General features: G+C 69.3%; 25 protein-coding genes, 1 tRNA gene and 1 pseudogene. 13 read left to right on the top strand and 14 right to left on the bottom strand.

The annotated features are described in order from the left end of the window. Positions 1–60: 60 nt before the first annotated feature. The 3 genes from L2X99_RS01230 to L2X99_RS01220 form a co-directional block, all read right to left on the bottom strand. On the bottom strand, positions 61–1,038 hold the full coding sequence (locus L2X99_RS01230) for a carbohydrate ABC transporter permease (protein WP_236125396.1): 978 nt from the start codon (positions 1,036–1,038) through the stop codon (positions 61–63). Then, positions 1,038–2,381 carry a carbohydrate ABC transporter permease gene (locus L2X99_RS01225; protein WP_236125397.1) on the bottom strand — a complete coding sequence of 448 codons (1,344 nt, stop codon included), beginning with the start codon at positions 2,379–2,381 and terminating at the stop codon, positions 1,038–1,040. Before L2X99_RS01225 ends, L2X99_RS01230 begins: the two co-directional genes overlap by 1 nt. A 120-nt stretch (positions 2,382–2,501) precedes the next feature. Continuing rightward, entirely contained in the window at positions 2,502–3,830 is a 1,329-nt protein-coding gene (locus tag L2X99_RS01220) for an ABC transporter substrate-binding protein (RefSeq protein WP_236125398.1), read from the bottom strand. Between the two features lie 243 nt (positions 3,831–4,073). Here L2X99_RS01220 and L2X99_RS01215 point away from each other — a divergent pair, with 243 nt between their 5' ends. Next, the gene (locus L2X99_RS01215) at positions 4,074–4,688 is read left to right on the top strand and encodes a LacI family DNA-binding transcriptional regulator (RefSeq protein WP_236125399.1); all 615 of its coding nucleotides are present in this window, start codon (positions 4,074–4,076) and stop codon (positions 4,686–4,688) included. Then, the gene (locus tag L2X99_RS01210) at positions 4,583–5,077 is read left to right on the top strand and encodes a LacI family DNA-binding transcriptional regulator (protein WP_236126781.1); all 495 of its coding nucleotides are present in this window, start codon (positions 4,583–4,585) and stop codon (positions 5,075–5,077) included. The genes L2X99_RS01215 and L2X99_RS01210 overlap by 106 nt, the downstream gene beginning before the upstream one ends. A gap of 57 nt (positions 5,078–5,134) precedes the next feature. On the opposite strand, the gene rplL is transcribed toward L2X99_RS01210, so the two are convergent. Together rplL and rplJ are read right to left on the bottom strand one after the other, a co-directional pair. Beyond that, positions 5,135–5,518 (bottom strand): 50S ribosomal protein L7/L12, encoded by a 384-nt coding sequence (gene rplL, locus L2X99_RS01205; protein ID WP_157310551.1) that lies wholly within the window; start codon positions 5,516–5,518, stop codon positions 5,135–5,137. 50 nt (positions 5,519–5,568) lie between these two features. Further along, positions 5,569–6,057, bottom strand: coding sequence for a 50S ribosomal protein L10 (gene rplJ / locus L2X99_RS01200; RefSeq protein WP_116241817.1), 489 nt, complete (start codon positions 6,055–6,057; stop codon positions 5,569–5,571). Between the two features lie 331 nt (positions 6,058–6,388). Between rplJ and L2X99_RS01195 the strand changes: the two genes are divergently transcribed. Genes L2X99_RS01195 through L2X99_RS01175 form a run of 5 tightly spaced genes read left to right on the top strand, consistent with a single transcriptional unit; the run spans position 6,389 to position 9,814 of the window. Continuing rightward, positions 6,389–6,688, top strand: a complete 300-nt coding sequence (locus L2X99_RS01195) for a hypothetical protein (RefSeq protein ID WP_236125400.1) — start codon at positions 6,389–6,391, stop codon at positions 6,686–6,688. Next, on the top strand, positions 6,685–7,815 hold the full coding sequence (locus tag L2X99_RS01190; RefSeq protein ID WP_236135524.1) for a TrbC/VirB2 family protein: 1,131 nt from the start codon (positions 6,685–6,687) through the stop codon (positions 7,813–7,815). The genes L2X99_RS01195 and L2X99_RS01190 overlap by 4 nt, the downstream gene beginning before the upstream one ends. Then, the gene (locus L2X99_RS01185) at positions 7,812–8,414 is read left to right on the top strand and encodes a hypothetical protein (protein WP_236135523.1); all 603 of its coding nucleotides are present in this window, start codon (positions 7,812–7,814) and stop codon (positions 8,412–8,414) included. The genes L2X99_RS01190 and L2X99_RS01185 overlap by 4 nt, the downstream gene beginning before the upstream one ends. A gap of 4 nt (positions 8,415–8,418) precedes the next feature. Then, positions 8,419–9,081, top strand: coding sequence for a hypothetical protein (locus L2X99_RS01180; protein ID WP_236135522.1), 663 nt, complete (start codon positions 8,419–8,421; stop codon positions 9,079–9,081). A 55-nt stretch (positions 9,082–9,136) separates the two neighbouring features. Further along, positions 9,137–9,814 carry a YqaJ viral recombinase family protein gene (locus L2X99_RS01175; RefSeq protein ID WP_236135521.1) on the top strand — a complete coding sequence of 226 codons (678 nt, stop codon included), beginning with the start codon at positions 9,137–9,139 and terminating at the stop codon, positions 9,812–9,814. A 16-nt stretch (positions 9,815–9,830) separates the two neighbouring features. Here the strand turns inward: L2X99_RS01175 and L2X99_RS01170 are convergent, their stop codons facing one another. After that, positions 9,831–10,763, bottom strand: coding sequence for a LysR family transcriptional regulator ArgP (locus L2X99_RS01170; RefSeq protein ID WP_236135520.1), 933 nt, complete (start codon positions 10,761–10,763; stop codon positions 9,831–9,833). Between the two features lie 25 nt (positions 10,764–10,788). Between L2X99_RS01170 and L2X99_RS01165 the strand changes: the two are divergent. After that, positions 10,789–11,449, top strand: a pseudogene (locus L2X99_RS01165) (LysE/ArgO family amino acid transporter). A gap of 12 nt (positions 11,450–11,461) precedes the next feature. Here the strand turns inward: L2X99_RS01165 and L2X99_RS01160 are convergent. The 3 genes from L2X99_RS01160 to rplK form a co-directional block, all read right to left on the bottom strand. Continuing rightward, complete coding sequence (locus L2X99_RS01160) at positions 11,462–11,824, bottom strand: iron chaperone (protein WP_236125404.1); 363 nt, start codon at positions 11,822–11,824, stop codon at positions 11,462–11,464. A 109-nt stretch (positions 11,825–11,933) separates the two neighbouring features. After that, positions 11,934–12,623 carry a 50S ribosomal protein L1 gene (gene rplA / locus L2X99_RS01155; protein ID WP_236126782.1) on the bottom strand — a complete coding sequence of 230 codons (690 nt, stop codon included), beginning with the start codon at positions 12,621–12,623 and terminating at the stop codon, positions 11,934–11,936. An 8-nt stretch (positions 12,624–12,631) separates the two neighbouring features. Then, on the bottom strand, positions 12,632–13,063 hold the full coding sequence (gene rplK, locus L2X99_RS01150; RefSeq protein WP_056312763.1) for a 50S ribosomal protein L11: 432 nt from the start codon (positions 13,061–13,063) through the stop codon (positions 12,632–12,634). A 163-nt stretch (positions 13,064–13,226) separates the two neighbouring features. Here rplK and L2X99_RS01145 point away from each other — a divergent pair, with 163 nt between their 5' ends. After that, positions 13,227–14,249 carry an NADP-dependent oxidoreductase gene (locus L2X99_RS01145; RefSeq protein WP_236125405.1) on the top strand — a complete coding sequence of 341 codons (1,023 nt, stop codon included), beginning with the start codon at positions 13,227–13,229 and terminating at the stop codon, positions 14,247–14,249. A gap of 63 nt (positions 14,250–14,312) precedes the next feature. On the opposite strand, the gene nusG is transcribed toward L2X99_RS01145, so the two are convergent. From nusG to L2X99_RS01130, 3 genes are all read right to left on the bottom strand, one after another. Continuing rightward, positions 14,313–15,326, bottom strand: coding sequence for a transcription termination/antitermination protein NusG (gene nusG, locus L2X99_RS01140; protein WP_236125406.1), 1,014 nt, complete (start codon positions 15,324–15,326; stop codon positions 14,313–14,315). Positions 15,327–15,367: 41 nt separating this feature from the next. Further along, complete coding sequence (secE, locus tag L2X99_RS01135) at positions 15,368–15,637, bottom strand: preprotein translocase subunit SecE (RefSeq protein ID WP_236125407.1); 270 nt, start codon at positions 15,635–15,637, stop codon at positions 15,368–15,370. Positions 15,638–15,676: 39 nt separating this feature from the next. Continuing rightward, a tRNA-Trp gene (locus tag L2X99_RS01130) sits at positions 15,677–15,749 on the bottom strand. A 182-nt stretch (positions 15,750–15,931) separates the two neighbouring features. Between L2X99_RS01130 and L2X99_RS01125 the strand changes: the two genes are divergently transcribed. Both L2X99_RS01125 and L2X99_RS01120 read left to right on the top strand, forming a co-directional pair. Beyond that, complete coding sequence (locus L2X99_RS01125; RefSeq protein ID WP_236135890.1) at positions 15,932–17,755, top strand: HSP90 family protein; 1,824 nt, start codon at positions 15,932–15,934, stop codon at positions 17,753–17,755. 33 nt (positions 17,756–17,788) lie between these two features. Then, complete coding sequence (locus L2X99_RS01120) at positions 17,789–20,587, top strand: hypothetical protein (protein ID WP_236125408.1); 2,799 nt, start codon at positions 17,789–17,791, stop codon at positions 20,585–20,587. Positions 20,588–20,594: 7 nt separating this feature from the next. Here L2X99_RS01120 and L2X99_RS01115 read toward each other — a convergent pair whose 3' ends face one another. Further along, complete coding sequence (locus tag L2X99_RS01115; protein WP_236125409.1) at positions 20,595–21,029, bottom strand: pyridoxamine 5'-phosphate oxidase family protein; 435 nt, start codon at positions 21,027–21,029, stop codon at positions 20,595–20,597. 64 nt (positions 21,030–21,093) lie between these two features. Between L2X99_RS01115 and L2X99_RS01110 the strand changes: the two genes are divergently transcribed. Together L2X99_RS01110 and L2X99_RS01105 are read left to right on the top strand one after the other, a co-directional pair. Beyond that, positions 21,094–21,846 carry an aquaporin gene (locus L2X99_RS01110; protein WP_236125410.1) on the top strand — a complete coding sequence of 251 codons (753 nt, stop codon included), beginning with the start codon at positions 21,094–21,096 and terminating at the stop codon, positions 21,844–21,846. A gap of 9 nt (positions 21,847–21,855) precedes the next feature. Further along, entirely contained in the window at positions 21,856–22,500 is a 645-nt protein-coding gene (locus L2X99_RS01105; RefSeq protein ID WP_236125411.1) for a TMEM175 family protein, read from the top strand. A 9-nt stretch (positions 22,501–22,509) separates the two neighbouring features. Here the strand turns inward: L2X99_RS01105 and poxB are convergent, their stop codons facing one another. Continuing rightward, positions 22,510–24,234, bottom strand: a complete 1,725-nt coding sequence (gene poxB / locus L2X99_RS01100) for a ubiquinone-dependent pyruvate dehydrogenase (protein ID WP_236125412.1) — start codon at positions 24,232–24,234, stop codon at positions 22,510–22,512. Positions 24,235–24,273: the final 39 nt, after the last annotated feature.

The raw sequence follows: 24,273 nt of genomic DNA, 5'->3' as shown, positions 1-24,273 counted from the left end.
CGTACGCGAAGACCGCCGGGGCCCGTCGCGGACGGCCCCCGGCGGTCTGTCACGCGGCGCTCAGCCCTTGGTCGCGCCGGCCAGCAGGCCGCGCACGAAGAACCGCTGCAGAGCGAAGAACACGATCAGCGGGACGATGATCGAGATGAACGTTCCGGCGGACTGCAGGAACCATTTGTCGCCCCACGACCCGGACAGCGAGTTCAGTGTCTGCATCAACGGCAGTGAACTCGATGGCGCGAAGATCGTCGCGACCAGCAGGTCGTTCCACACCCAGATGAACTGGAAGATCGCGTAGGACGCGATCACCGGCATCGACAGCGGCAGGATGATGCGGAAGAAGATCTGCCCGTGTCCGGCGCCGTCCACCCGCGCCGCCTCCATGAGCTCGCTGGGCAGCTCGGCGATGAAGTTGTGCAGCAGGAAGATCGCCAGCGGGATCGCGAAGATCGTGTGCGCGATCCACACCGTCGCGAAGCTGTGGTCGACATCGCGCAGCGCGAGCCCGGGGAAGATCTGCACGCCGTTGACCGTGAGGCCTCGCGAGAACAGGCTGAGCAGCGGCACCAGCGTCATCTGGATCGGCACGATCTGCAGTGCGAACACCGCCACGAACAGGAAGCCCCTGCCCCGGAACGGGATCCAGGCGAACGCGTACGCGCCCAGCGATGCCACCGCGATGGCGAAGATCGTCACCGGGATCGTGATCACCAGCGAGTTGATGAACGAGTCCGCCAAAGTCAGCGCGGTGCCGCCGGCGGTCAGCGCCTCGGCGTAGTTCGAGAGCGTGAAGTTCGGGTCGACGAACACCGTCCACCAGCCGGTGACCGACGAGTCGGCACCGGGGCGGAACGAGGTGACGAACAGGCCGAGTGTCGGGATGGTCCAGACCACGGCGATCACGATCGCGACGATCGTGGCGCCCTTCGAGGCGAGCTTCTTCTGCGCCTCGTTCTCGAGCTTGCGCGTCTGCCGGGCGACCCGTCGGGCCTCCTTGGCGTCGAAACGCGGCGTGGGAGCGGTCTCCACGGTGGCCATCAGCGCACCTCCCTCTGCTTGCGCAGGTTGCGCACGTTGTACACGATGAGCGGCACCATGAACAGGAACAGCACGACGGCCAGCGCCGAGGAGTGCCCGTAGCTCTGGAATCGCTGCTGCTGGTTGACCATCTCGAAGCCCAGCACCGAGGTGTTGGACCGGCCGCCGGTCATGTTCGCCACGATGTCGTAGACCTTCAGCGAGGCGATCGTGATCGTGGTGAGAACCACGATCATCGACGAGCGGATGCCGGGCAGCGTGACGTTCCTGAACCGCTCCCAGGCGTTCGCACCGTCGAGCTCGGCCGCCTCGATCTGCTCGGTCGGCACGCCCTTGATGGCCGCGGAGAGGAACACCATGGCGAAGCCGGTCTGGCTCCAGATGAACACCGCCAGCAGGCAGAACGTGTTGATGAACGGGGTCTTGTCCAGCCACCCGATCGGGTCACCGCCGAACCAGGTGATGATCGCGTTCAGGATGCCGATCTGGTCGCCCTGCCGGTAGTCGTAGACGAACTTCCAGATGATGCCCGCGCCGACGAACGAGATGGCGACCGGCATGAACACCAGCACCTTCAGGAACTTCTCGCCGTGCGCCCGGTCGATGAACACCGCGTAGGCCAATCCGATGAGCGTCGAGATCGTGGGTGCCAGCAGCGCCCAGATGAGCGTGTTGATGACCGACCAGAAGCCCTCGGGCTGCGTGAAGGTCCACACGTAGTTCTCGAGCCCGACGAACTCCTTGCCGGTCTTGTCGAAGAACGACTGTACGAAGGTCGCGATCGTCGGGTAGACCAGGCCGACCAGCAGCAGGATCGCCGCCGGGGCGAGGAAGATGATCAGCTGGAACAGATAGCCGGCACCCGCCCTGGCGCGATAGTCCGCGAAGAACAGCAGGGCGCCGGCGAGCAGTGCGATCGCCACCACGTAGAGCACGGCTCCCTGATAGGGCCGCATCATCATGAACGCGATCAGCGGGATGACGAAGCATGCCGCCACGCGCAGGATCGCATAGCCCCTGCCGGGACGCGGCGCGTACTCGATCAGCACCAGTATCAGTGCGACGACCACGCCGAACACGGCGATGACGACGGGGATCTGCACGAGCGGACTGATTCCGCCGATCCAGATGAAGAAGCTGTTCAGCGAGAAGCCGAGCGAGGTCGGCTTCGGCTCGTCCATCGGCGTGCGCGTCACCATGAACAGGAACAGCGCGACGATCAGCACGCCGATGACGAGGGCGACCACGCCGGTCACCCGTGCGGAGTATCTGCCCTGCTTCGGCGCGATGTGCGGCGCCGCGGCGGACTCCTCAGAGGTCGTGAGTGTTCGGGTATCGGTCATGACCCTGCCTTTCTGAGCGCGTCTTCGAGCCCGGATGCCGGCTGCGCGCTGAGCGAGGATGGGGCTGCTCGCTCGAACGCGCAGCCCCATCCTCCCGGATCCGGACCCGTCGGGCCAGGACTAGTTCTCGTAACCCGCCTGGATGTCCTTGAGCACCTGGTCGGTGGCGCGGCCGTCGATCCAGTTCACCATGCCCTTCCAGAACGAGCCGGAGCCCACCGTCGCCGGCATCATGTCGGAGGCGTCGAAGCGGAACGTGGTGTTCTCGTCCTGCAGCAGCTTCATGGCGTCGGTGAGGAACTCGCTGGAGGCCAGCGACGGGTCGGCGCCCTTGTTGGCCGAGATCGCCCCGCCGAGCTTCACGCGCGCGTCGGCGAACTCCGGCGTGGACATGAACTCCACGACCTGCTTGGTGGCGTCGTCATCCGAGAAGCGGGTGACGAACTCGCCGCCGCCCTCGATCGACTGCTCGCCCTCGGTCATGCCGGGGAGCACGAACGCGTACACGTCGCCGTCCGGTGCGACCTCGGGCGTGTTCCCGTCGGCGGTCTTGACCTCGAGGAAGTTCGCCGTGAGGAACGACGCCTGGTGGGTCAGCGCGCAGGTGCCATCGGCGACCTTCGCGGCGATGTCGTTGCCGAACGGCGTCGAGTTGATGGTCTTCACGTCACCGAAGCCGGCGTTGACGTAGTCGCCGTTCAGCAGGATCTTGCCGACCTCGTCGAAGGCGGTCTTGATCTCGGGGTCGGTGAACTTGACCTCACCCGAGACCCACTTGTCGTACACCTCGGGCCCGCCGGTGCGCAGCACCAGGTCCTCGATCCAGTCGGTGCCCGGCCATCCGCTGGCATCGCCGGACTCGAAGCCCGCGCACCACGGCTGCGTGCCGGTCTTCTCCTGGATCGTCTTGGTGAGGGTGAGCAGCTCGTCCCAGGTCTTCGGGACCTCCACGCCCCACTCCTTGAACTTCGCCGGCTGGTACCAGACGTAGCCCTTGACGTTGGCGAGCATGGGGGCCGCGTAGAAGGTGCCGTCGGCGCTGCCGTACGACTTCCAGTCCTCGCCCCAGTACTCGTCGACGTTCTTCGAGACCTCGTCGGTGCCCTCCTGCACCTCGCCGGTGTCGATCAGCGAGTTGAGCAGACCCGGCTGCGGCACGATCGCGACGTCGGGGGCGGATCCACCGGTCACCTTGGTGACGATGTTGCCCTCGAAGCTCTTGTCGCCGGTGTACTCGACCTTGATGCCGGTGTCCTTCGTGAACTGGGCGAAGGAATCCTGAAGGTTCTGTGCCTCGCCGCCGGTGATGCCACCGGCGATCTTGACGGTCTTGGTGCCGGAATCGCCGGAGCCGCCGGTGTCGCCCTCTGCGCAACCGGTCAGGACCAGCGCCGCGGCGCCGACCAGGGCGAGCGGAGCAAGAAGGCGGTATCGCTGTGACAAAGCCATGTGATTTCTCCTCTTCGAGTGCTTGTCGATTACTCGACGGTCACCTTTCGGCATCCGTTCAGGAACCGATTCCAGCCCAACCTAGTCGGCGAGGGCACACCGGCACAATGCTGAACGGGTTACAACAAGGCAACCATCTGCTCCCTCATGGGAGCGCTCCCACAGCCTACCTCATGGAACCGGTTCCGCACAGGGGCGTCTTCCGCTACGCTGTGCCGGAGCCGTGTGTCGACCGGAGGACCCATGAGCACCATCGCCGATGTCGCTGCCCGCGCAGGGGTCTCCAAGGCGACGGCCAGCAGGGCGCTCAGCGGCAACGGCTACGTCTCCGGCGAGACTCGCGATCGCGTGCGGGCCGCAGCGGCGGAGCTGTCCTACGTCGCGCACTCCTCCGCGATGAGCCTCGCGACCGGCCGCTCGCTGTCGGTCGGCGTGATCATGCCGTCGCTGGACCGCTGGTTCTTCGCCGAACTGCTGGCCGGCATGCAGGACTCTCTGTTCGCCGAGGGGTACGACCTGGTGCTGTACGGGATCAGGGAGGGATCCGCGGAGCGCGCACGGCTCTTCGAGGACATCCTGCCGCGGCGCCGGTTCGACGGCATCCTCGCGGTCGGCATCCAGCCCAGCGCGCACGAGCTGGAGCGTCTGCTGCAGGTGTCCTCCCCACGGTCAGCATCGGCCCGTACAGCGAGGGCACCAGCGCGGTCTCGATCGACGACGCGGTGGCCGCACGCATCGCGACCGAGCATCTCATCGACCTCGGGCATCGCGACATCGTGCTTCTCGGCGGCAGGGCGGATGCCGCGACCCACGCGGTCGGTGACGAGCGCCGCCTCGACGGCTACCGCGCGGCGATGATCGCCGCCGGCCTCGAGGAGCACGTGAGGCACGCCCCGGGCGCGCCCACCATGCCGGGCGGATACGAGGCGGCCGTGCGGATGCTGGGCGACCGGCGCAAGCGGCCGACCGCCTTCGTGGGCGTCTGCGACGAGGCCGCCATCGGCGGCATCGTCGCAGCTCGGCGCCTGGGGATCGCTGTGCCGGCGGAGCTCAGCGTGATCGGCATCGACGACCACGAGCATGCCGAGATGTTCTCGCTGACCACCGTGCGGCAGCATCCGCGCGAACAGGGAGCGGCCGCGGTGCGGCTGCTGCGCGACCGGATGGAGCATCCGGCCTCCGCCGCCCAGCAGGTGACGCTGCCGATCGAGCTGGTCGCGCGCTCGTCCACATCCGGTCTCCGCTGAAGACGCACGAAGACCCCGGGATCTCTCCGGGGCCTTCGAAAGCGCGGTGAAGCGGAATTACTTCAGGGTCACCGTGGCGCCGGCCTCCTCGAGGGCGGTCTTGGCGGCCTCAGCGGCCTCCTTGTTCGCACCCTCGAGAACGGGCTTCGGAGCGCCGTCGACGAGAGCCTTGGCCTCGCCGAGGCCCAGCGAGGTCAGCTCGCGGACGGTCTTGATGACCTGGATCTTCTTGTCACCGGCGGCCTCGAGGATGACGTCGAACTCGTCCTTCTCCTCCTCGGCCTCGGCGCCGGCAGCGCCACCGGCAGCACCGGCGACGGCGACCGGAGCAGCAGCGGTGACCTCGAACTTCTCCTCGAACGCCTTGACGAAGTCGTTGAGCTCGACGAGGGTCAGGCCGGCGAACTGCTCGAGCAGCTCCTCAGTGGTGAGCTTAGCCATGATGTATCTCCTAGATTGATGGGGTTTGGGGTAAAAGATCACCAGGCCGCTCACGCGGCTTCGGCGGTCTCCAGCTTTTCGCGAAGCGCGTCGATGGTGGCGGCAGCCTTGCCCATCGTCGCCTTCATCATGCCCGCGGCCTTCGCCAGCAGAACCTCACGGCTCTCCAGCGAGGCGTACTTGTCGACCTCAGCGGCGTCGAGGGCGTTGCCCTCGAAGATGCCGCCCTTGATCACGAGAAGCGGGTTGGCCTTGGCGAAGTCACGCAGGGCCTTCGCGGTGGCGACGAAGTCGCCGTGCACGAACGCGATGGCCGACGGACCCTTGAGGTCATCGTCCAGAGCGCTGATCCCCGCGTTGTTCGCGGCGATCTTGGTCAGCGTGTTCTTCACCACGGCGTACTCAGCGTTCTGACGGATGCTGTTGCGCAGCTCCTTGAGCTGGGCAACCGTCAGACCGCGGTACTCGGTCAGCAGAACGGCGTTCGAGTCCTCGAATGACTTCGTGAGCTCGGCGACCGATGCATCCTTCTGCGCCATGGTCACTCCTTGATGTGTACGAGATGCCTCACGGAGGTGGGACATCGACCTCGACCCCGCCTGCATGAAGAAAGCTCCGGCGCAAGCGCACGGAGCTCTGGAAACTGATCTCGCACACCTGCGCGGGCCCCTGCGATGCAGTGCTTCGATCGCCTCGCGCTCTCGCGCACGACGATGACCGGCGGTCTTCGGTTGTCTCCACTCTACGGCATCCCCGATCGCTGCCCAAATCGGGGCGGCGTTCCGACAGGGCAGTTCTCCCCATCGCCGGGACCCGCTGCCAGTGACTACCGTGGAGGCATCCACTCGACGACCGGATGACAGGGGGATCATGGCCGATGTGAGTCTCGACTATGCCGCGATGGAAGCGAGCATCAGCGCGTACAAGAACATGCACTCTCTGCTGGACGGCTCGACCGCCGCACTCGGCTCCGCATCGAGCGACGCCATCCCGCAGTCGGCGCTCCGCGACCGACTGCACGACCTGCACGACTCCTGGGGCGGCGGGCTGGACAAGCTCTCCCGCTACGCGGAGGACGCGCACGGCGGTCTCAGCAACGTGCTCGAGGCGTTCCGCAGCTTCGACGAGGATGTGGCGGCGAGCATGGAGGAGGGAGGAGACAGCGCATGACCTCCTACCCCGCACTCGGCTTCGACCCCGCACCGGGCGACCTGTCGCTGCTCGGAGCCTTCGTCGACAACCTCAGCGCCGGCGCCGACGGCGTCGAGGACGCGCTCTCCGCTCTCGACGGCGGTGAGGACGCCTCGTGGTCGGGGCTGGCCGCCGACGCCTTCCGCGCTAACCAGTCCGAGGACTTCCGCCCGCGCCTCGTCGACTCCGGCCGCGCCCTGCGGTCGTCTCACCGCACACTTGCGGGCTGGGCCGACGAACTCGCGGAGTTCCAGCGCCAGGCACGCGGTCTGGAGCAGGAGGCGGCGACCGCGAAGGCGGCCGTGGCCCGCACCCAGGGCGATCGCAACGATGCGAAGACCGCGTCGACCGACGAGGATGCCGACCCGAGCGATCTGGCCGACGCCGAGCGCGCGCTCGGACTGGCCCAGGGCGACCTGACGGCAGTCATCGAAGCGGCGCACCGTCTGCTCGAACGGGTCGACGAGCGCGCCCGCGAGGTGGCCGAACAGCTCGAGGACGCCCAGGACCTCATCTCGCAGTACTCGGGCAACTTCTTCTCGAACCTGTGGGACGACGCCGTCGACCTCGCCGACAAGTTCATGGAGTACGTCGTCCCGATCCTCGAGGACATCCTCCGTGCGGCGCTGCCGATCATCAGCCTGCTCTCCTTCGTGTTCCCCGCACTCGCCCCCATCGCGCTGGGCATCTCGATCGCGCTGGTCGTGATCGACGGGCTGCAGGCGCTGACGGGACGCGGATCCTGGGGCGACTTCGCCATCGGCGTGGCGGGCCTGGCACTCGGCTTCGCCGCATCCGGCCTGGGCGGAGTGCTCGGCAACGGTGCGAGCACGCTCCGCATCAACATCCCGACGATCGGCCCGAGCCTCGCCACCGCGGGCGGCGGGGCCGCCACCGGCGGCATCGTGACCGTGGCCTCGCTGTCGATCAGCACCGGCGCGATCGTGGGCAACACCTACTGGGCGGCGACCACCGCGAACGACATCTACTCCGGGGGCAAGGACCTCATCGAGAGCGTCGGCGGCCCCTGGTCCAATCTCGTCGAGCGCGGTCAGAACCTGGTCGCGGGTAACGGTCCGCGCACGGATGAGGAGCTGCGGGGATGACCACCGCGCAGAAGGACGTCGTGTGGCAGCGGCTGCCGCAGGGATGGATCGAGTTCCGCTCGTTCGGCGACGCCACGCCCGCGCAGTGGTGGCAGAACTATCTCTCCACGGGAGAGGGCTGGCTCACCGACGATGTCCGCGCGACGCTGACCACCGGGTTCGAGCAGGGCGTCGCGCTGTTCGCCGATGCCCCGTTCGACTTCGCCGGGATGCACCTCGAGATCGGTGCGAGACCCGCGGTCTGGTTCCTCTCGACCCAGGTGGCCCGGGGAACGCCGGACGCCTCCGAAGAGGCCGAGGGATCACTCGCCTACCTCGCCGCCGCCCGTCTGGGCGCGGCGGGTTCGAGCACGTCCTTCACCGCGAGCGACGGCCGGACCGGCCTGATCGCGTTCGGCCTGGCCGGGAACCCCGCACACGGCATCGTGGCGGTCGGCCAGCTCGCTCTGCCGGACAGTCGCGGCGTCGCACTGGTCACCGGCATGACGACCGACCCGGAGCGCTACGAAGACCTGCTCATCCGCGTCGCATTCGCTCTCGACACCACTCTCGTGCTCCCCGCCGGCGAGCTTCCCCCGGATCTGGATCCGGCAGAATGACGGCATGGCGTTCCATCTGATCCAGAACAGCTCCCGCGCACTCCTGTCGCCTGCCGCGGCGGACGTCGCCGCGGTCGCCCCGGCGCAGCGCGCTGTCGAGATCCTGGGTCCGGACTACCTGCGCTGGTCACGTCTGGGCATGGGGGCTCTCGGGTTCGTCGGCGCCCTCGTCGGCGCCTCAGGGCCCGGAGCGATCGTCGACGCCGTGGCATCCGGACAGCCGCCGGTGGTGGTCGCCTTCGCGGCGATCATGGGCGTGCTGCTCATCGCCGTCCTCGCTCTCTCCGTCTGGCTGCTGGTGAGCCTCGCCGTCTCGGGCAGCCGGCTGGTGCGGTCGCTCGCGAGCTGGCTCGGCGGCCCGTACCGCTCGGGGCAGCTGGCTGCGAGCTGGTCCGGCTGGCTGCACACGCGCCTGCTGCTCTTCCGCCTGCCGGTCTTCACCCGCATCGCGGCGGCATCCTGCGCCGCGCTCTTCGCGGTCTACGCCGTCTACGCGTTCATCTCGTCCCTGGCGGTGCCGTCTGCGAACGCCGTCGTGTACGCGTGCTGGGCCGCCGTCGCGATCGCCACCTCCGTGTGCCTCTTCTCCGGCAGCATCCGTCTGATCAGCGGCCGAGCCGAGGCCGACCGCGTCTGGCGCTCGGTCCGCGACGGCTCCTTCCGCTGACGCCCCGGCGGCGTGTGCGTGAGCGGATGCCGGAGGTCAGGGGTAGCCTCGTGAGGTGACCCCGGAACTCGAAGCGCGCATCATCGCGGACTCCCGCGACCGGGTCGCGTGGCTCCGGGCCAGGGCACGAGGGATCACGGCGACGGATGTCGCCGGTCTCTCCGGCGAGTCGTCCATCGCGCGGGCCGCCGACTCCAAGCTCGGCGCCGGTCCCCGCTTCGGCGGCAACGCCTACACCGATCACGGTCGCCGGCGTGAACCCGAGATCGCCGCCTGGGTCGCCGCCACCCATGGCATCCTGCCCTCGTCCGCGCTGTTCTGCGCCGAGGTCGAGAGACGGCACCTGGCCACGCCGGACGGCATCGTGCAGGAGGCCGGCGGACGAGTGCTGCTCGCCGAGATCAAGACCACGAACAAGTCGTGGCGTTCCATCCCCCGCACCTACCTGCGCCAGGTGTGGTGGCAGCAGCACGTGCTCGGCGCCGAGCGGACGCTGTTCGTGTGGGAGGAGCATGACGACTTCCAGCCCGTCCACGACGAGCCGAAATCGGTGTGGATCGATCGTGACGACCGTGAGATCGGGCGCCTGGTCGGCCTCGCCACCCGCCTGATCGATGAGCTGTACCACCGCACCACAGGGCAGCTCCCGCCGCAGCAGTCGTCCGTCGCCGCCAGCGGCCGCGAGGCGCTGCGCGAGCGCGACATGTTCCGCGCGCTGGCGCTCAGCGACTGACCCGCGCAGAGTGCGCTCAGCGCAGGGGTGCGAGGGCTCGGGATGCCTCGGCGGCGACCTCGCGCGCGATCGCGTCCAGCAGGGGTGAGCGCAGGTTCCACTGCTGCCAGTACAACGGCACGAGGGTGGCGGGCCCGCCCAGATCGACGAGCCCCCCGATGCCCTGCACGACCGGGATGAGACCCCAGCCCAGCCCGAGCCTCACCGCCTGCGCGAAGTCGTACGATGCGGGCACGTAGTGCCGGGGCACCGACCACGGGTCGACTCCGTGGGAGCGCAGCCAGTCGTGCTGCAGCTGATCGCGACGGTCGAAGTCGACGAACGGCGCACGGGCGAGCGCCTCGGCCGTCGGTCCGCCCGGGAACCAGCGGTCGATGTACTCGGCGGTGGCCATCGGGCGGTATTCGAGCACGCCCAGCGGATCGACCCGGCTTCCGCCGACCGGTGTGCGCTGGGAGGTGACGGCGGCCATCACCTCACCCGACTCCAGGAGCCTCGCGGTGTAGTTCTGGTCGTCACGGTGCAGGTCCACGTCGACGTCGTGCTCACGGGCGATGCGCGCGATCGGGGCGAGGAACCAGGTTGCCATCGAGTCCGCGTTCACGGCGAGCGGGACCCGCACCCGGGTCTCCCCCGCGTCGTCGGGCGCGAGCCCGAAGGCCGTGATCGTGTCGTGTTCGAGCAGCGCCACCTGCCGCGCGAGCCGGATCAGCGCCTCCCCCGCCTCGGTCGCGCGCACCGGCTTCGACCGCACCACGACGACGCGTCCGAGCTGCTGCTCCAGTGCCTTGATGCGCTGACTCACCGCGGACGGCGTGAGGTGCAGCCGTCGGGCGGCCGCGTCGAAGCTGCCCTCGTCGATGACGGCGGCGACGGTGGCGGCGAGCTGGGCGTCGATCTGCACATAAGCGATGCTAATGCTCATGCAGTTCTCTTCGCTGGAGTTCATGCACGACTGCTCCTAGCGTGGAGACATGCTCACCGTCCTCGCCGGTCTCGGACTCGGCCTCTCCCTCATCGTCGCGATCGGGGCGCAGAACGTCTTCGTGCTGCGGCAGGGACTGCGGCGAGAGCATGTTCTGCCGGTGGTGCTGATCTGCGCGCTGTCGGACGCGGTGCTCATCGTCGCCGGTGTCGCGGGACTGGGATTCCTGATCGGCAGGGCCCCATGGCTGATCGTGGTCGCCCGCGTGGCCGGCGCGCTCTTCCTCATCGCCTACGGGCTGCTGGCCGCCCGTCGGGCCTGGCGCGGCGGCGACATGCTGCAGGCCGAGGAGAAGGACGCCGACGGCGGCGTCGGCAGCGTCGGCAGCGGGCACGCTGACAGCGACCCGCACCCGCCTGGTTCCGGTGATCGCCACAGTGCTCGCACTGACCTGGCTCAATCCGCATGTGTACCTCGACACCGTGCTGATGCTGGGCTCCGTGGCGGCGACGCACGGGGATGAGCGCTGGCTGTTCGCGGCAGGAGCGATCATCGCCAGCTTCGTGTGGTTCACCGCGCTGGGCTTCGGCGCACGTCATCTCGGCCGCTGGCTGCGCACGCCGCGTGCCTGGCGCATCCTCGATGCCGGCATCGCGGTCGTCATGATCGTTCTCGGCGTGAACCTCGTGCTGCCGGTGCTGTTCTCCTGAGATACCCGACCGTCAGGAGCGGCGCAGGGAGGGGTCCTCGATCTCCGCCATCCGCGCCGAGACGATGGCGCGGATCGCGTCATCCGGCAGCGGATGCTCCGGCTGGAACCGCACGGTGCCCTTGTCGTGCTCGAACCCGGCAAGGTGCTCCGCGACGGCGTCCGGCACCCGCCCGCTGAACGGGTAGAGGCCGATGTGCTTCCTGGTGCGCATGAGCGAGATGAGTGCCTTGCCGCGGTAGGTCAGCGCGGGCATCCCATAGCTCGTGCCCTGCTCGACCTGGCCCGCGGTCTCCTCGGCGATCGCGTAGACGTGTGCGATCACGGCGCGATCGGCGGGCTCGAGCCCTGCGAGATAGTCGTCGACGGTTCCCATGGGCTCATCCTGGCATCCGCACCGACAACGCAGAAGACCCCCGCCCCGTGCTTGTTGAAAGCGAGGGCGAGGGTCTTCGTGCGCTTCGACGGGCTCAGCGGCCCATCGATCAGATGGCGTTGACGTCCAGCGGGATGCCGGGGCCGAACGTGGTCGACACGGCGCCCTTCTGGATGTAGCGGCCCTTCGAGCTGGACGGCTTCAGGCGCACGATCTCCTCGAGCGCGGCCTTCATGTTCTCGTCGAGCTGCTCGGCCGAGAACGAGGCCTTGCCGACGACGAAGTGCACGTTGGCGTGCTTGTCGACGCGGAACTCGATCTTTCCGCCCTTGATCTCCTCGACGGCCTTGGCCGTGTTCGGGGTCACGGTGCCGGTCTTCGGGTTCGGCATCAGACCGCGCGGGCCCAGCACCTTTCCGAGACGGCCGACCTGGCCCATGAGCTCAGGGGTGGCGACGGCGGCGTCGAAGTCGGTCCAGCCGGCGGCGACCTTCTCGATCAGCTCGGTGCCACCGACCTCGTCGGCGCCCGCGGCGATGGCTGCCTCAGCAGCCGGGCCGTTGGCGAACACGATGACGCGGGCGGTCTTGCCGGTGCCGTGCGGGAGGATGACGGTGCCGCGCACCATCTGGTCGGCCTTGCGGGGGTCGACCGAGAGCTTCAGCGCGACCTCGACGGTCGAGTCGAACTTCGCCGAGCCGGTCTCCTTCGCCAGGACGACGGCCTCGGTGGGCGTGTAGAAGCGGTCCGCCTCGATCTTGGCGAGGGCGGCGTTGTAAGCCTTGGACTTGGCCATGATTATTCTCCTCAGCCCTCGACCGTGATGCCCATGGAACGGGCGGTACCGGCGATGATCTTCGACGCGGCCTCGATGTCGTTCGCGTTCAGGTCGGCCTGCTTGGTCTCGGCGATCTGACGGACCTGGTCCTTGGTGATCTTCGCGACCTTGACCGTGTGCGGCGTGGCGGAGCCCTTGGGCACGCCTGCGGCCTTCTTGATCAGCTCAGCAGCCGGCGGGGTCTTCAGGATGAAGGTGAAGCTGCGGTCCTCGTAGACGGTGATCTCAACGGGGATGACGTTGCCGCGCTGCGACTCGGTCGCGGCGTTGTACGCCTTGCAGAACTCCATGATGTTGACGCCATGCTGACCGAGCGCGGGGCCGATCGGCGGCGCCGGGTTGGCCGCACCGGCGTTGATCTGAAGCTTGATCAGGCCGGTCACCTTCTTCTTCGGTGCCATTCTCTTTCCTTTCGTCGAGGCGGATGCCTGAGCATCCGCTTCTCCCACGGATCCGGCATCTCCGGGTCGTGGTCGTCTGCGGGCGCGCGAAGGCGCGCACAAACCACGTAAGTCTACCCGATGCACGCCCCCGCCGCACATCGGCGCAGGGGACACTCGCCTCGTGGATACCGGAGAAGATCTGGTCGACGACGGGAATGTGCTGCCCATGTCCCGGGTTCCTCAGGGCATGAGCATCGACGCCAGCCCTGAGAGCCATCACGACCGCCTCCGGAACAGAGTGGTCCGCCAGAACGCCTTCGGCGGCCCGGAGCACATCTCGATCGAGGAGAGGACGGCACCGGATCCGGGGCCGGGCGAGGCGCTGGTGCGCGTGCATGCCGCCGGGCTCAACCCGGTGGACTGGCAGATCCCCGCCGACCCCTCCGTCGCTCAGGAGTTCGGCGTCTCCGTTCCGGGCGGCTACGGGCATGATCTCGCCGGTGTCGTCGCGGCCGTCGGATCCGGAACGTCGGCAGTGCAGGTCGGCGACCGTGTGCTCGGCGGCGCCCGCGGCGCGGCCATCGCCGACTTCGCGATCGTTCCGGCCGGCCGACTGACCCTCGTGCCCTATGCCGTGCCCCTGAACGTCGCGGCGACACTGCCCATCGCCGCGCGCACTGCCGCCGCCGCGATCTCACTCCTGGAACTGACCCCTGACGACACCGTCCTGATCGGCGGGGCCGCGGGCGGGGTCGGCGTGCTCGCCGTGCAGTTCGCCGTGCGCACCGGAGCGACGGTGGTCGCAACGGCCTCGCCGGCGAACCACGACTTCCTGCGCAGTCTGGGCGCCATTCCGGTCTCCTACCGGGACGGGCTGGCCGATGCCGTGCGTGATCTGGGCGTGACGATCACGGCTGCGACGGATCTGCAGGGAGCCGAGACGGCTCGCGCCGCGCTCGATCTCGGCGTCGCCGCTGCGCGGATCACCACGATCGCGACAGAGCCGATTCCTGGCACGATCCCCACCGGAGGCATGGATGCACCGGCCGGGACCATCCCCCAGGTCCTCGACGACCTCGCCGTCGGCGACGTGCGGGTGCAGATCTCCGGCGAGTACCCGATCGAGCGCACGGCCGAAGCCGTGGCCCGCCTGCGCGAGGGGCACGTGCGCGGCAAACTCGTGATCACGACCGGCGCCGCGTAGCCGGCGGATCAGACGAAGAACGGCCGCCCCGGAATGGGACGGCCGTTCTTCGAATGCAGGATGTCAGATCATCTTGGTGACCTGGTCGAACGACAGCTCGACCGGGGTCTCGCGCTCGAAGAGCGACACCAGCACGGTGAGCTTGCCGCTCTCGGGCTTGATCTCGCTGATCGAACCGGGAAGGCCGGCGAACGAGCCCTCCTTGATGGTGATCGTCTCGCCGATCTCGAAGTCGACCTCGGCGGCGACCGGGCGGGCCACAGCAGTGCCGCCCTTGGCGGCGATGGACTTCGCGGTGGGGACGTCCTTGACCTCGACGAGGGACTTCAGCATGTTGAAGGCCTCTTCGAAGCGCAGCGGGGTCGGGTTGTGGGCGTTGCCCACGAAGCCGGTGACACCGGGCGTGTGGCGGACGACAGACCAGGTGTCCTCGTTGAGCTCCATGCGCACCAGCACGTAGCCGGGGATGCGCACGCGGGTGACCATCTTGCGCTGGCCGTTCTTGATCTCGACGACGTCCTCCATCGGGACCTCGATCTGGTAGATGTCGTCCTCGACCTCGAGCGTCGATTTGCGCTGCTCGATGTTGGCCTTCACCTTGCGCTCGAAGCCGGCGTAGGAGTGGATGACGTACCACTTGCCGGGCAGCATCCGCAGGTCGAGGCGGAAGGCCTCGTACGGGTCCTCCTCGGCCTGCTCGTCAGCCTGCTCCGCGTCGTCGCCGAGCTCGGGGCCGTCGTAGGGAGCGACCTCGGCCGCCTCCTCCGCCTCCTGCTCGGCGGCCTCCTCGGCAGCCGAATCGTTGAGAACCTCTGCGGCGGCCTCGGTCTCGGCCGTCTGGTCCAGGTTGAGAGCGTCGTTCACGATCGCATCCGCCTCCGGGTCGTCGATGTCGTCAGTGTCGTCATCGGTCTCGTCGTATTCCTCATCGTCCTCGACATGCAGGGCGACGTGCTCGGCCGAGGTCGCGGAGCGCTCCTCAGCGGCGAGGACGTTGCCCTCCTGGGCCTCGTCCTCCTCGCTGGACTGCTCAGCCGCGGTCGCCCAGTCGGCGTCGTCGGAATATCGTTCAGACACTGTGCTTCTTTCGGTTCACTGCGGCGGTCGCCGCAGGGGCATCACTTGGCCGGGACTCCGAACACCACGTGCGTGAGGTATCCGAAAAGCGTGTCCAGGCCGTAGACGACGCCCATCACGATCAGCACGAACACGAGCACGACCAGCGTGAACTTCACCAGTTCCTTGCGGGTCGGCGTGACGACCTTGCGAAGCTCGGCGATCACCTGCCGGAAGAACAAAGCGATTCGACCGAAGAAGCCCAGCTTCTTGTCGCGGGTGGCGGTTCCGCCGAACGCTGCGACCTCGCCGCGCGGTTCGTCCTGATCCATCCTGCATGTACCTTTCGTGGTCAGCGTCGCGCTGACGCGCAGGGCGGACAGGAATCGAACCTGCAACCTGCGGTTTTGGAGACCGCTGCTCTGCCAATTGAGCTACCGCCCTAGAGACCCTGAGGTCCCTGGGATCCGCACCCTGCGCCGACCGTGAGGCACGGCGAAAGAATGCAGACAACTGCCCCACCAGTGTACGGCATCCGGGACCCACCGCCGAACCGTGCCCGCGACCGGTCCCCTGTTAGGCTCTGCGAGCGGCCGCGAACGGGAGGGGTTCCAGTGACCGAGGGGATGCAGCAGTTCCAGGTGGATCTGCGCGGTGTGGTGGATCTGCTCAGTCGCCACATCTACTCGAGTCCGCGGGTGTACCTGCGGGAGCTGCTGCAGAACGCCCGAGACGCCATCACGGCGCGTCGCGAGGTGGACGGCGGCGGCGGGCTGATCAGGATCACGCCCCTGTCGGAGCACAGCGGCGAGTTCGTGCTCCGCGACGACGGCACAGGTCTCACCGCTGCCGAGGTCGCCGAGCTGCTCGCCACCGTCGGCCGCAGCTCCAAGCGCGACATCTTCGACCTGCCCCGCAGCGACTTCCTCGGACAGTTCGGCATCGGACTGCTGAGCTGCTTCATGGTCGCCGACAGCATCGTGATCCGTTCGCGGAGTGCTCGCGGCGGCGCCGCCGTCGAGTGGACGGGCAACGCCGACGGCACCTTCGTCGTCGCCGAGCTCGACGAGCAGCTGCCGATCGGCACCAGCGTGCACCTGGTGCCGCGGTTCGACGCCGACGACCTGCTGCGCGCCCCCGCCGTGCGCGAGCTCGCGCAGACCTTCGCCGAGTTCCTGCCGGTGCGCGTGGTGCTCGACACGCCGACCGGCGATGTGGACGTCACGCGCCCCGCGCCGTTCCTCGACGGTGCGATGTCGGATGCCGCATGGGCCGACGCCGCCCGCGGCTACGGCCGCGACCTCATCGGCGCCGCCCCGCTCGACGTCATCGAGATCGCCGAGCCCGGCACCGGCACCCGCGGCCTCGCTTACGTGCTTCCCTACGCCCCGCCGCCGAGCGCCCGGCAGGCGACCCGGATGTACCTGGGCCGGATGCTGCTCTCGGAGCACACCCCCGACGTGCTGCCGGACTGGGCGTTCTTCGTGCGGGCGGTGGTCGACTCGACGGGGCTGTCCCCCACAGCGAGCCGCGAATCCCTGGTCGAGGATCCGGCGCTCGAACACGCCCGTGAGCACCTCGGCGCCGGCATCCGCCGCTGGGTGCTCGAACTGGGACTGCGCGAGCCGCACCGGCTGGCGCAGTTCGTCGCCGTGCACGAGATCGGCCTGAAGTCGCTGGTGCGCCACGACGAGGAGCTGGCCCGGTTCATCACCCGCTGGCTCACCGTCGAGACCACCCACGGCACGATGCGCCTCGGCGACCTCGCCGAGAGGTACCCGCTGGTGCGGTACGCCGCGTCCGTCGACGAGTTCCGCCAGGTGGCGGGCGTCGTGCGCCCCGGTGAGGTGCTGGTCAACGGCGGATACCTGTACGACGCGGAGCTGGTGCGGATGCTGCCCGAGCTGTACCCGCACCTGACCGTCGAGCAGGTGGACGTCACCGGAGAGCTCGACCGGCTCGACCCGCCGCCGCTCGACGATCGTGACGCGGCGGTCGCTCTGGAGGAGCGCGCGAGCGGCGTGCTCGCGGCATCCGGCTGCGCGGTCGTGGTGCGCAGCATCGACCGTCCCGAGCTCACCGGGCTGTACGTCGCCGACCCTGACGTGCTGCGCGCCATGGACCGCACCCGGACGAAGGGCATCACGAACTCGCTGTGGGGCGGCGTGCTCTCCCGTATCGACGACCAGGTCGGCGCCGGGCGCGACGATGATCTCGCCGCCAGGCTGTGCCTGAACTGGAGCAACCGCGTCGTGCGCGCCCTCGTCGCCGTGCGGGACGACGCCGTGTTCGCCCGCACCGTGCAGCTGCTCTACATCCAGTCGCTGCTGGCCGGGCACCATCCGCTCTCGGACGACGATCGCTCGCTGATGACGAGCGCCCTCACCGATCTCGTCAGCCTCTCCGCCGGCCTCGAGGCCGACGTGTTCCCGTTCGACGAGCCGCGCTGACGCGCGCCTCCCCGCAGAAGCACAAGGAGCACCATGCCCCGTCACGCCCAGCGCTTCGAGCAGCTGCTCGAAGAGATCGACCGCACCCCGTGGGGGCCGGCAGAGCAGGCCCTGGTCGCCGAGGCAGTGGCCCTCGCCGTCGAGATCGGCGACGAGCAGCTCGAGTACCGCGCACGGATGCGGCAGACCGCGTCGGCGAACATGGGCGGAGCCACCGACGTGATGCTGAACTCGTTCGCCTGGTGCCTGGCCCGGCACGACGCCGACCCGGGCCGCTTCCCCGCCGACATCGAGAACGGCGGCGCCGATCTGATGTGGCAGTTCAAGTGGATGGCCGCGTCGCTGCGCTCCTCGCCCTCGTTCTCGCAGGAGCAGATCGCGGCTGTCCTGGACGACATGGAGACGCACTACCGCGCCGCCGGCATCGGCATGAGCGGGGTGCTCACGGCCCGCTTCGAGGACGCCTGGGACTCCGGCCGGATGGCGGATGCCGAAGAGCTGCGAGTGCGCCTGGAGGCGACGCCTCGCGACGACCACAGCCACTGCGACGCGTGCGGCCGCAGCCAGGTCGCCGGCTTCTTCGCAGTGACCGACCGCGAGGAGGAGGCCGTCCGCCTGGTCGAGGAGATGATCGAGGGCGGCTTCTCGTGCGGTGAGGAGCCCGAGCACGCGCTCTCCCGCGCGCTGATCCCCTACCTGCACCTCGGCCGCTTCGACGAGGCGAAGTCGGCGCACCTGCGCAGCTACCGGTTGGCGAAGGACAACCCGGACAACCTGGTGATCGTCGCGAACAACATCGTGTTCGCTGCGCTGACCGGCAACGAGGCGCGCGCGCTGACCATGGTCGAGCGGCACCTGCCCTGGCTCGCGCACGACCAGCTCAACGTCGACGGTCACCATGCGGCCCTCGCCTCGATCGCCTTCGCCCTGGACCGGGTGACGGCCGCCGGCCACGGCGGCACCCCGGTGCGCGGCGCGGATGCTGCGGCGCTGACGTCCCTGTTCGGAGAGCACCAAGGCGTCTGGAGCGCCGAGCAGCTCGCGGCCGCGGCCTGGACGGCGGTCGACCGCATCGGCGCCGCGTTCGACGAGCGCGACGGCACGGACGGCCACGCGCAGCGCCGCGCGCGGATGCAGGCACTCGCGGCGGAGCGCTACGACGTGCCGATCCGCTCTGACGCCTTCGCCCCGGCACCCGCGGCCACAGACCCGGTCGATGCGGAGGGCTGGTACGAACGGGCGGTCGCAGTCGGCAGCTACGGCTCCGAGCACGACGCTCTGGCCGCCGCCGACCGCGCAGACTCCGCCGGTCTGCCCGACGCCGCGAAGCGGGCCCGGATGCTCGGGCTGCGCATCGGCGCCCTCGTCTCGCTCGAGCGTCTCGACGAGGCATCCGCCCTGCTCGAGCCGCGGCTCGCCGAGCTGCACGCGTCCGGCCAGGACGACCAGGCCGCCCTCGAGGAGCGCCTCGGCCTGGCGATCTTCGGTCGCAGCGCCGCAGAGGATGTCGCCGCGCTGGAGCACGAGTGGGCGGATGCCGCGTCGCTGCCGGTGCGGCCTCGCGGTGATCTGGCGCTGACCCTCGCGTCGGTCCGCACCGGCGGGGGCGACCCCGTCGCACTCGAGCTCGCCGCCGAGGCGCAGAGGATCTACGAGGAGATCGGCGAGCACCGCCTCGCCACGACGGCGGTGCTGACCGCCGCGGTCGCGCTGCTGCGTGCCGAGCGGACGGCGGAGGCCGCCGAACTGCTGGATCAGCTGGTCGACGCCGAGCAGGTGAACGACGGGCATCGCGCCAGGGCTCTCGACCTTCGCGCCCGCGTGCGCGGCGGCATCGGCGAGTTCGCGGCCGGTGCCGCCGATGCCGACCGCACGGCGGGCCTGCTCGCCGGGCTCGGTGCGGATCGCGCCCTGGCGAACGCGCAGCTGCTCGCCGGTGCTCTCTGGGAGGACGCCGCGGAGCCCGAGCGGGCCGTGATCCGGTATCGGCTCGCTGCGCGGCTGGTGGCGGACCATGGCGGCGACCGCGAGGGCGCGGAGTTCCGTCAGGCCAGGGCGATGCTCTCCGCCGGAGACGCCGCCGAGGCCGCCGAGCTGCTCAGCGATGTGCTGCGGCGCGAGGAGGACGCCGAGGTTCCCCCGGGATCCCGCGCGTTGACGGTGGGCCTGCTGGCCCGCGCGCTCGCGGGCTCGGGCGAGTTCGGGCAGGCCGTCGGTGCCTTCGGCTACGAGGCCGGGCTGCACGCCGAGGCGGAGCAGCCGGCCGATCAGGCGATGGCGATGCTCGAGCAGGCCAGGATCCTCGCCCGGTTCGGTGAGATGGCCGAGGCGATCGAGACACTCGAGGAGGCTGCCGAGCTGGTGCGACCCACCGGGGCCGCCGGAGCGATCGCCCAGGTGCTGCACGAACTCGGCCAGGGCTACGGGGCGCAGAAGGACGAGCGCGCGTTCGCGCTGTTCGACGAGGTGGCCCGGGTCGCCGCCGAGAACGACGCGGCCTGGCTGATCGCCGATGTGACCGACTCGCGCGGCCGGGCGTACGCCGAGCTCGGCCGGCTCGACGACGCCGTCGCCGCCGCACTGACGGCAGCCGACGGGTTCGCCGAGCTGGGCGATGCCGGATCGGCCGGCGGATCGGAGCTGTTCGCCGCCCGCGTGCTCACCGAGGCCGGTCGCCGCGACGACGCCGTTCCGCTGTTCCGCAGCGCGATCGAGCGCGCGGCGCAGTTCCCGCCGCTGCGGCAGGTCGCCGCGCTGGAGCTGGGCGACGTGCTCGAGGCGCTCGGCCGCAGCGCCGAGGCCGCCGAGGCGCGGGCGATCGCGGAGGCCTGAGCGCCGCTCAGTACTCCGAGACGCCGTAGCGCTCCGGCTCGGGTGTGCGCCCGAACGCGCGACCGCTCAGCGTCTGCGGTGCGATGCGCACGAAGTTGTACTTGAGCGTGGGAATCCAGGGCGCCAGACCGAGCGCCTCGGCCGCCTCCTGCTCGGCGAGCGTCTCGAGACGGTGCGCTGACCCTCGCACGATGACGCTCCAGGCCTCCGTGTCGGAATGGTCGTCTACCTCGAAGAGCACCTCGTCGTTGACGGTGAGCTCAACCAGCTTGCTCCCCTCTGCGGTGCGGAAGACGATCGAGTGATCATCGACGACGTAGTTGACCGGAAAGATGTCGAGAACGTCACCGACATGCGTGACCAGTCGTCCGAGTTCCTGCGCGCCCAGCCGCTGCCAGCACTCCTCGTCGCTCAGACGGGCGACTGCATCTTCTGCGCTCATGGCCCGATCCTCCTCCCTCCAGCGTGTGCTGTCCACCGCCCGGACAGTGCAGAATTGGCCTTCTATGGAACCTGTGCCCCTGCTGCGGCGCGCGGGTGCCGAGCTGCTCGGCACCGCGCTGTTGACCGCGGTCACGCTCGGCTCTGCGGCGATGGCACAGAAGCTCTCGACGGATGCCGGGCTGCGCCTGCTCGAGGGGTCGCTGGCGACCATGCTCGGGCTCGGCGCTCTCATCCTGCTGTTCGGTCCGGTCTCGGGCGGGCACCTCAACCCCGCGGTGTCGCTGACCGATGCGGTGCTGAGCAGGCGCGGCAGCGGCAGGGGCCTGCGTCCAGGTGAGCTGGGCGTCTACGTGCTTGCCCAGGTGATCGGCGCGGTTCTCGGCGCGCTGCTGGTGAACGTGATGTTCGAGGTGCCCGCCGGGCTCGGCACCGTGCAGCGGGCGACTCTCCCCGCTCTGCTCGGCGAGGCCGTCGCGACGGCGGGCCTTGTGCTGCTCATCGTCGGCCTGGTGCGCGCGGGGCGCAGCATCATGGTGGTCGCGACTGCCGTCGGCGCCTACATCGGCGCGGCGTTCTGGTTCACCAGCTCGACCGCGTTCGCCAACCCGGCGGTGACCGTCGGACGGCTCCTCACCGACTCGGCGGGCGGCATCGCACCGGCATCCTTCCTGCCCTTCCTGCTCGCGCAGCTGATCGGCACCGGCGCAGGCATCGCCCTGGCCGTCCTGCTCTTCCCGCATCCGCGCACACCGGGCACGGACGTGCCGCTCGTGCACGAGCCCGAGGCCGTCGCCGACGCGGCGACCGATGAATAGGAGCATCCGATGACGGAGAATCCCGATACCGCTCGCGTGTACCGCAAGCCGCGCCGGTACGGCACCGGCCGCATGGAGGCGCTCAGCGACGGCGTGTTCGCCTTCGCCGCGACGCTGCTGGTGCTCGACCTGGTGATCCCGCGCAGCGACGGCACTCAGGATCTGCTGGGCGCATTCTTCGACCTGTGGCCGCACTACCTGACCTACGTGATCAGCTTCGCGACGATCGGTGCGACCTGGCTGGCGCACAACGCGATCTGCGAGCAGCTGAAACGTGCCGACTCGACGTTCCTGCGACTGAACCTCGTGCTGCTGCTGCTCGTCGCGTTCGTGCCGTTCCCCACCCGCTTCCTCGCCGAGTACATCAGCTCGGACGCCTCGGAGCGTGTGGCCGTGGTGCTCTACGGCGTCTCGTTCCTGCTGCTGCTGGGCATGACGCTGCTGCTGTGGTGGTATGCGCGGACGCACTCCCTGCTCGCCGATGACGAGGAGGGAGAGTCGCGCCTGTTCACCTACCGCCTGCTGCCCGGCATCGGCGTGTACGTCATCCTGATCTGCCTCGGGCTGGTCTGGCCGATGGCGGCGGTGCTCGGCTACCTCGCTCTCGCGCTGTTCTTCATCGTGCCGCTGCGCCGACGGCGCCAGACCGCCTGACGGCGCCGGTCAGAACAGCTGCCGCCAGTTCGCCTTCGCCAGGTCGAGCAGCTCATCGCCGCGGCCCGACATCACAGTGCGCAGGGCGTACAGCGCGAAGCCCTTCACCTGATCGGCCTTGATCGCCGGCGGCATCGACAGCTCCTGCCGCTCGGTGACCACGTCTAGCAGCGCGGGGCCGTCATGCGCGAGCACCTCGGCGACCGCGTCGAGCAGGTCCTCGGACCTCTCCACGCGCCGCGCGAAGATCCCCAGCGCCTGCGCGACCGCGGCGAAGTCGGGGTTCTCCAGGTCGGTGCCGTAGGTCACGAACCCTGCCGCCTTCATCTCGAGCTCGACGAAGTTCAGCGACGAGTTGTTCACCACCACGACCTTGACGGGCAGCTTGTTCTGCGTGAGCGAGATCAGCTCGCCGAGCATCATCGACAGCCCGCCGTCGCCGGCGAGCGCGACCACCTGCCGGTCGGGATACGCGACCTGCGCACCGATGCCGTGCAGCAGGGCATTGGCCATCGAGCCGTGGTTGAACGACCCGATCAGGCGGCGCCCCTCTGTCACGGTGAAGTACCGCGCCGCCCAGACCGTCGGCGAGCCGACATCCGCGGTGAAGACCGCATTGGAGGATGCCGCGTCGTCGAGCAGGCTCGCCAGGTACTGCGGGTGGATGGGCGCCTTGCCGCGCGACGGCACAGCCAGCTCGTCGAGCTTCGCGCGCGTCTTGCGGTAGTGCGCGGTCGCGTCCTCGAGGTGCGCGCGATCCTCCTTGCGCGTCAGCCGCGGCAGCAGCGCCTCGGCGGTCGCCTTCACGTCGCCCACCAGGCCGAGATCGAGCGGATGCCGCTTCCCGAGCTGCGATCCGCGGATGTCGACCTGGATCGTCGTCACCCCGTCCGGATAGAACTGCGTGTACGGGAAGTCCGTGCCCAGCAGCAGCAGCGCATCCGCGGCATCCATCGCCCGATAGCCGGACGCGAAGCCGAGCAGACCGGTCATGCCGACGTCGTAGGGGTTGTCGTACTCGATGTGCTCCTTGCCGCGCAGCGCGTGCACGATCGGGGCGCCGAGCCGCTCGGCGAGCGCGATCACCTCGTCGTGGGCGCCCTCGACGCCCGCGCCGGCGAGGATCGTCACGCGATCGCATCCGTTCAGGATGGTCGCCGCCTTCTCCAGCTCGGCGGGGCCGGGCACGACCACCGGCCTGGTGCGTTCGATCACCGTGGTGCGCGTGTCACGGGCATCCGCCAGCGCGACGTCGCCGGGGATGACGATCACCGCGACGCCACGCTGCTCGATCGCCGCGCGCATCGCGATCTCGAGCACGCGCGGCATCTGACTGGGGTCGGCGACGTACTCGACGTAGACGCTGGACTCGCGGAACAGCTCCTGCGGATGCGTCTCCTGGAAGTACCCGGTGCCGATCTCGCTGGTGGGGATGTGCGCGGCGATCGCGAGCACCGGGACGCGGGAGCGGTTGGCGTCGTAGAGGCCGTTGATCAGGTGCAGGTTGCCCGGCCCGCACGAGCCCGCGACGACTGCGAGGTCACCGGTCAGCGCCGCGTCGGCGGCGGCCGCGAAGGCCGCGGTCTCCTCGTGCCGCACGTGCACCCAGCGGATCGTGCCGTCCTTGCGGAGCGCGTCGGTGAATCCGTTGAGCGAATCCCCCGGGATGCCGTAGACGCGCTGCACCCCGTTGGCGCGCAGGCTCTGGACGATGTTCTCGGCGACAGTGGTCATGACGGCCTCTCTTGAAGGGACAGGACGATGTCGACGCTA

The organism is Microbacterium sp. KUDC0406, assembly GCF_021582875.1.
Lineage (GTDB): Bacteria > Actinomycetota > Actinomycetes > Actinomycetales > Microbacteriaceae > Microbacterium.
Note: the sequence above shows the minus strand (reverse complement) of the source record. Positions and strands in the feature narration are given on the sequence as shown.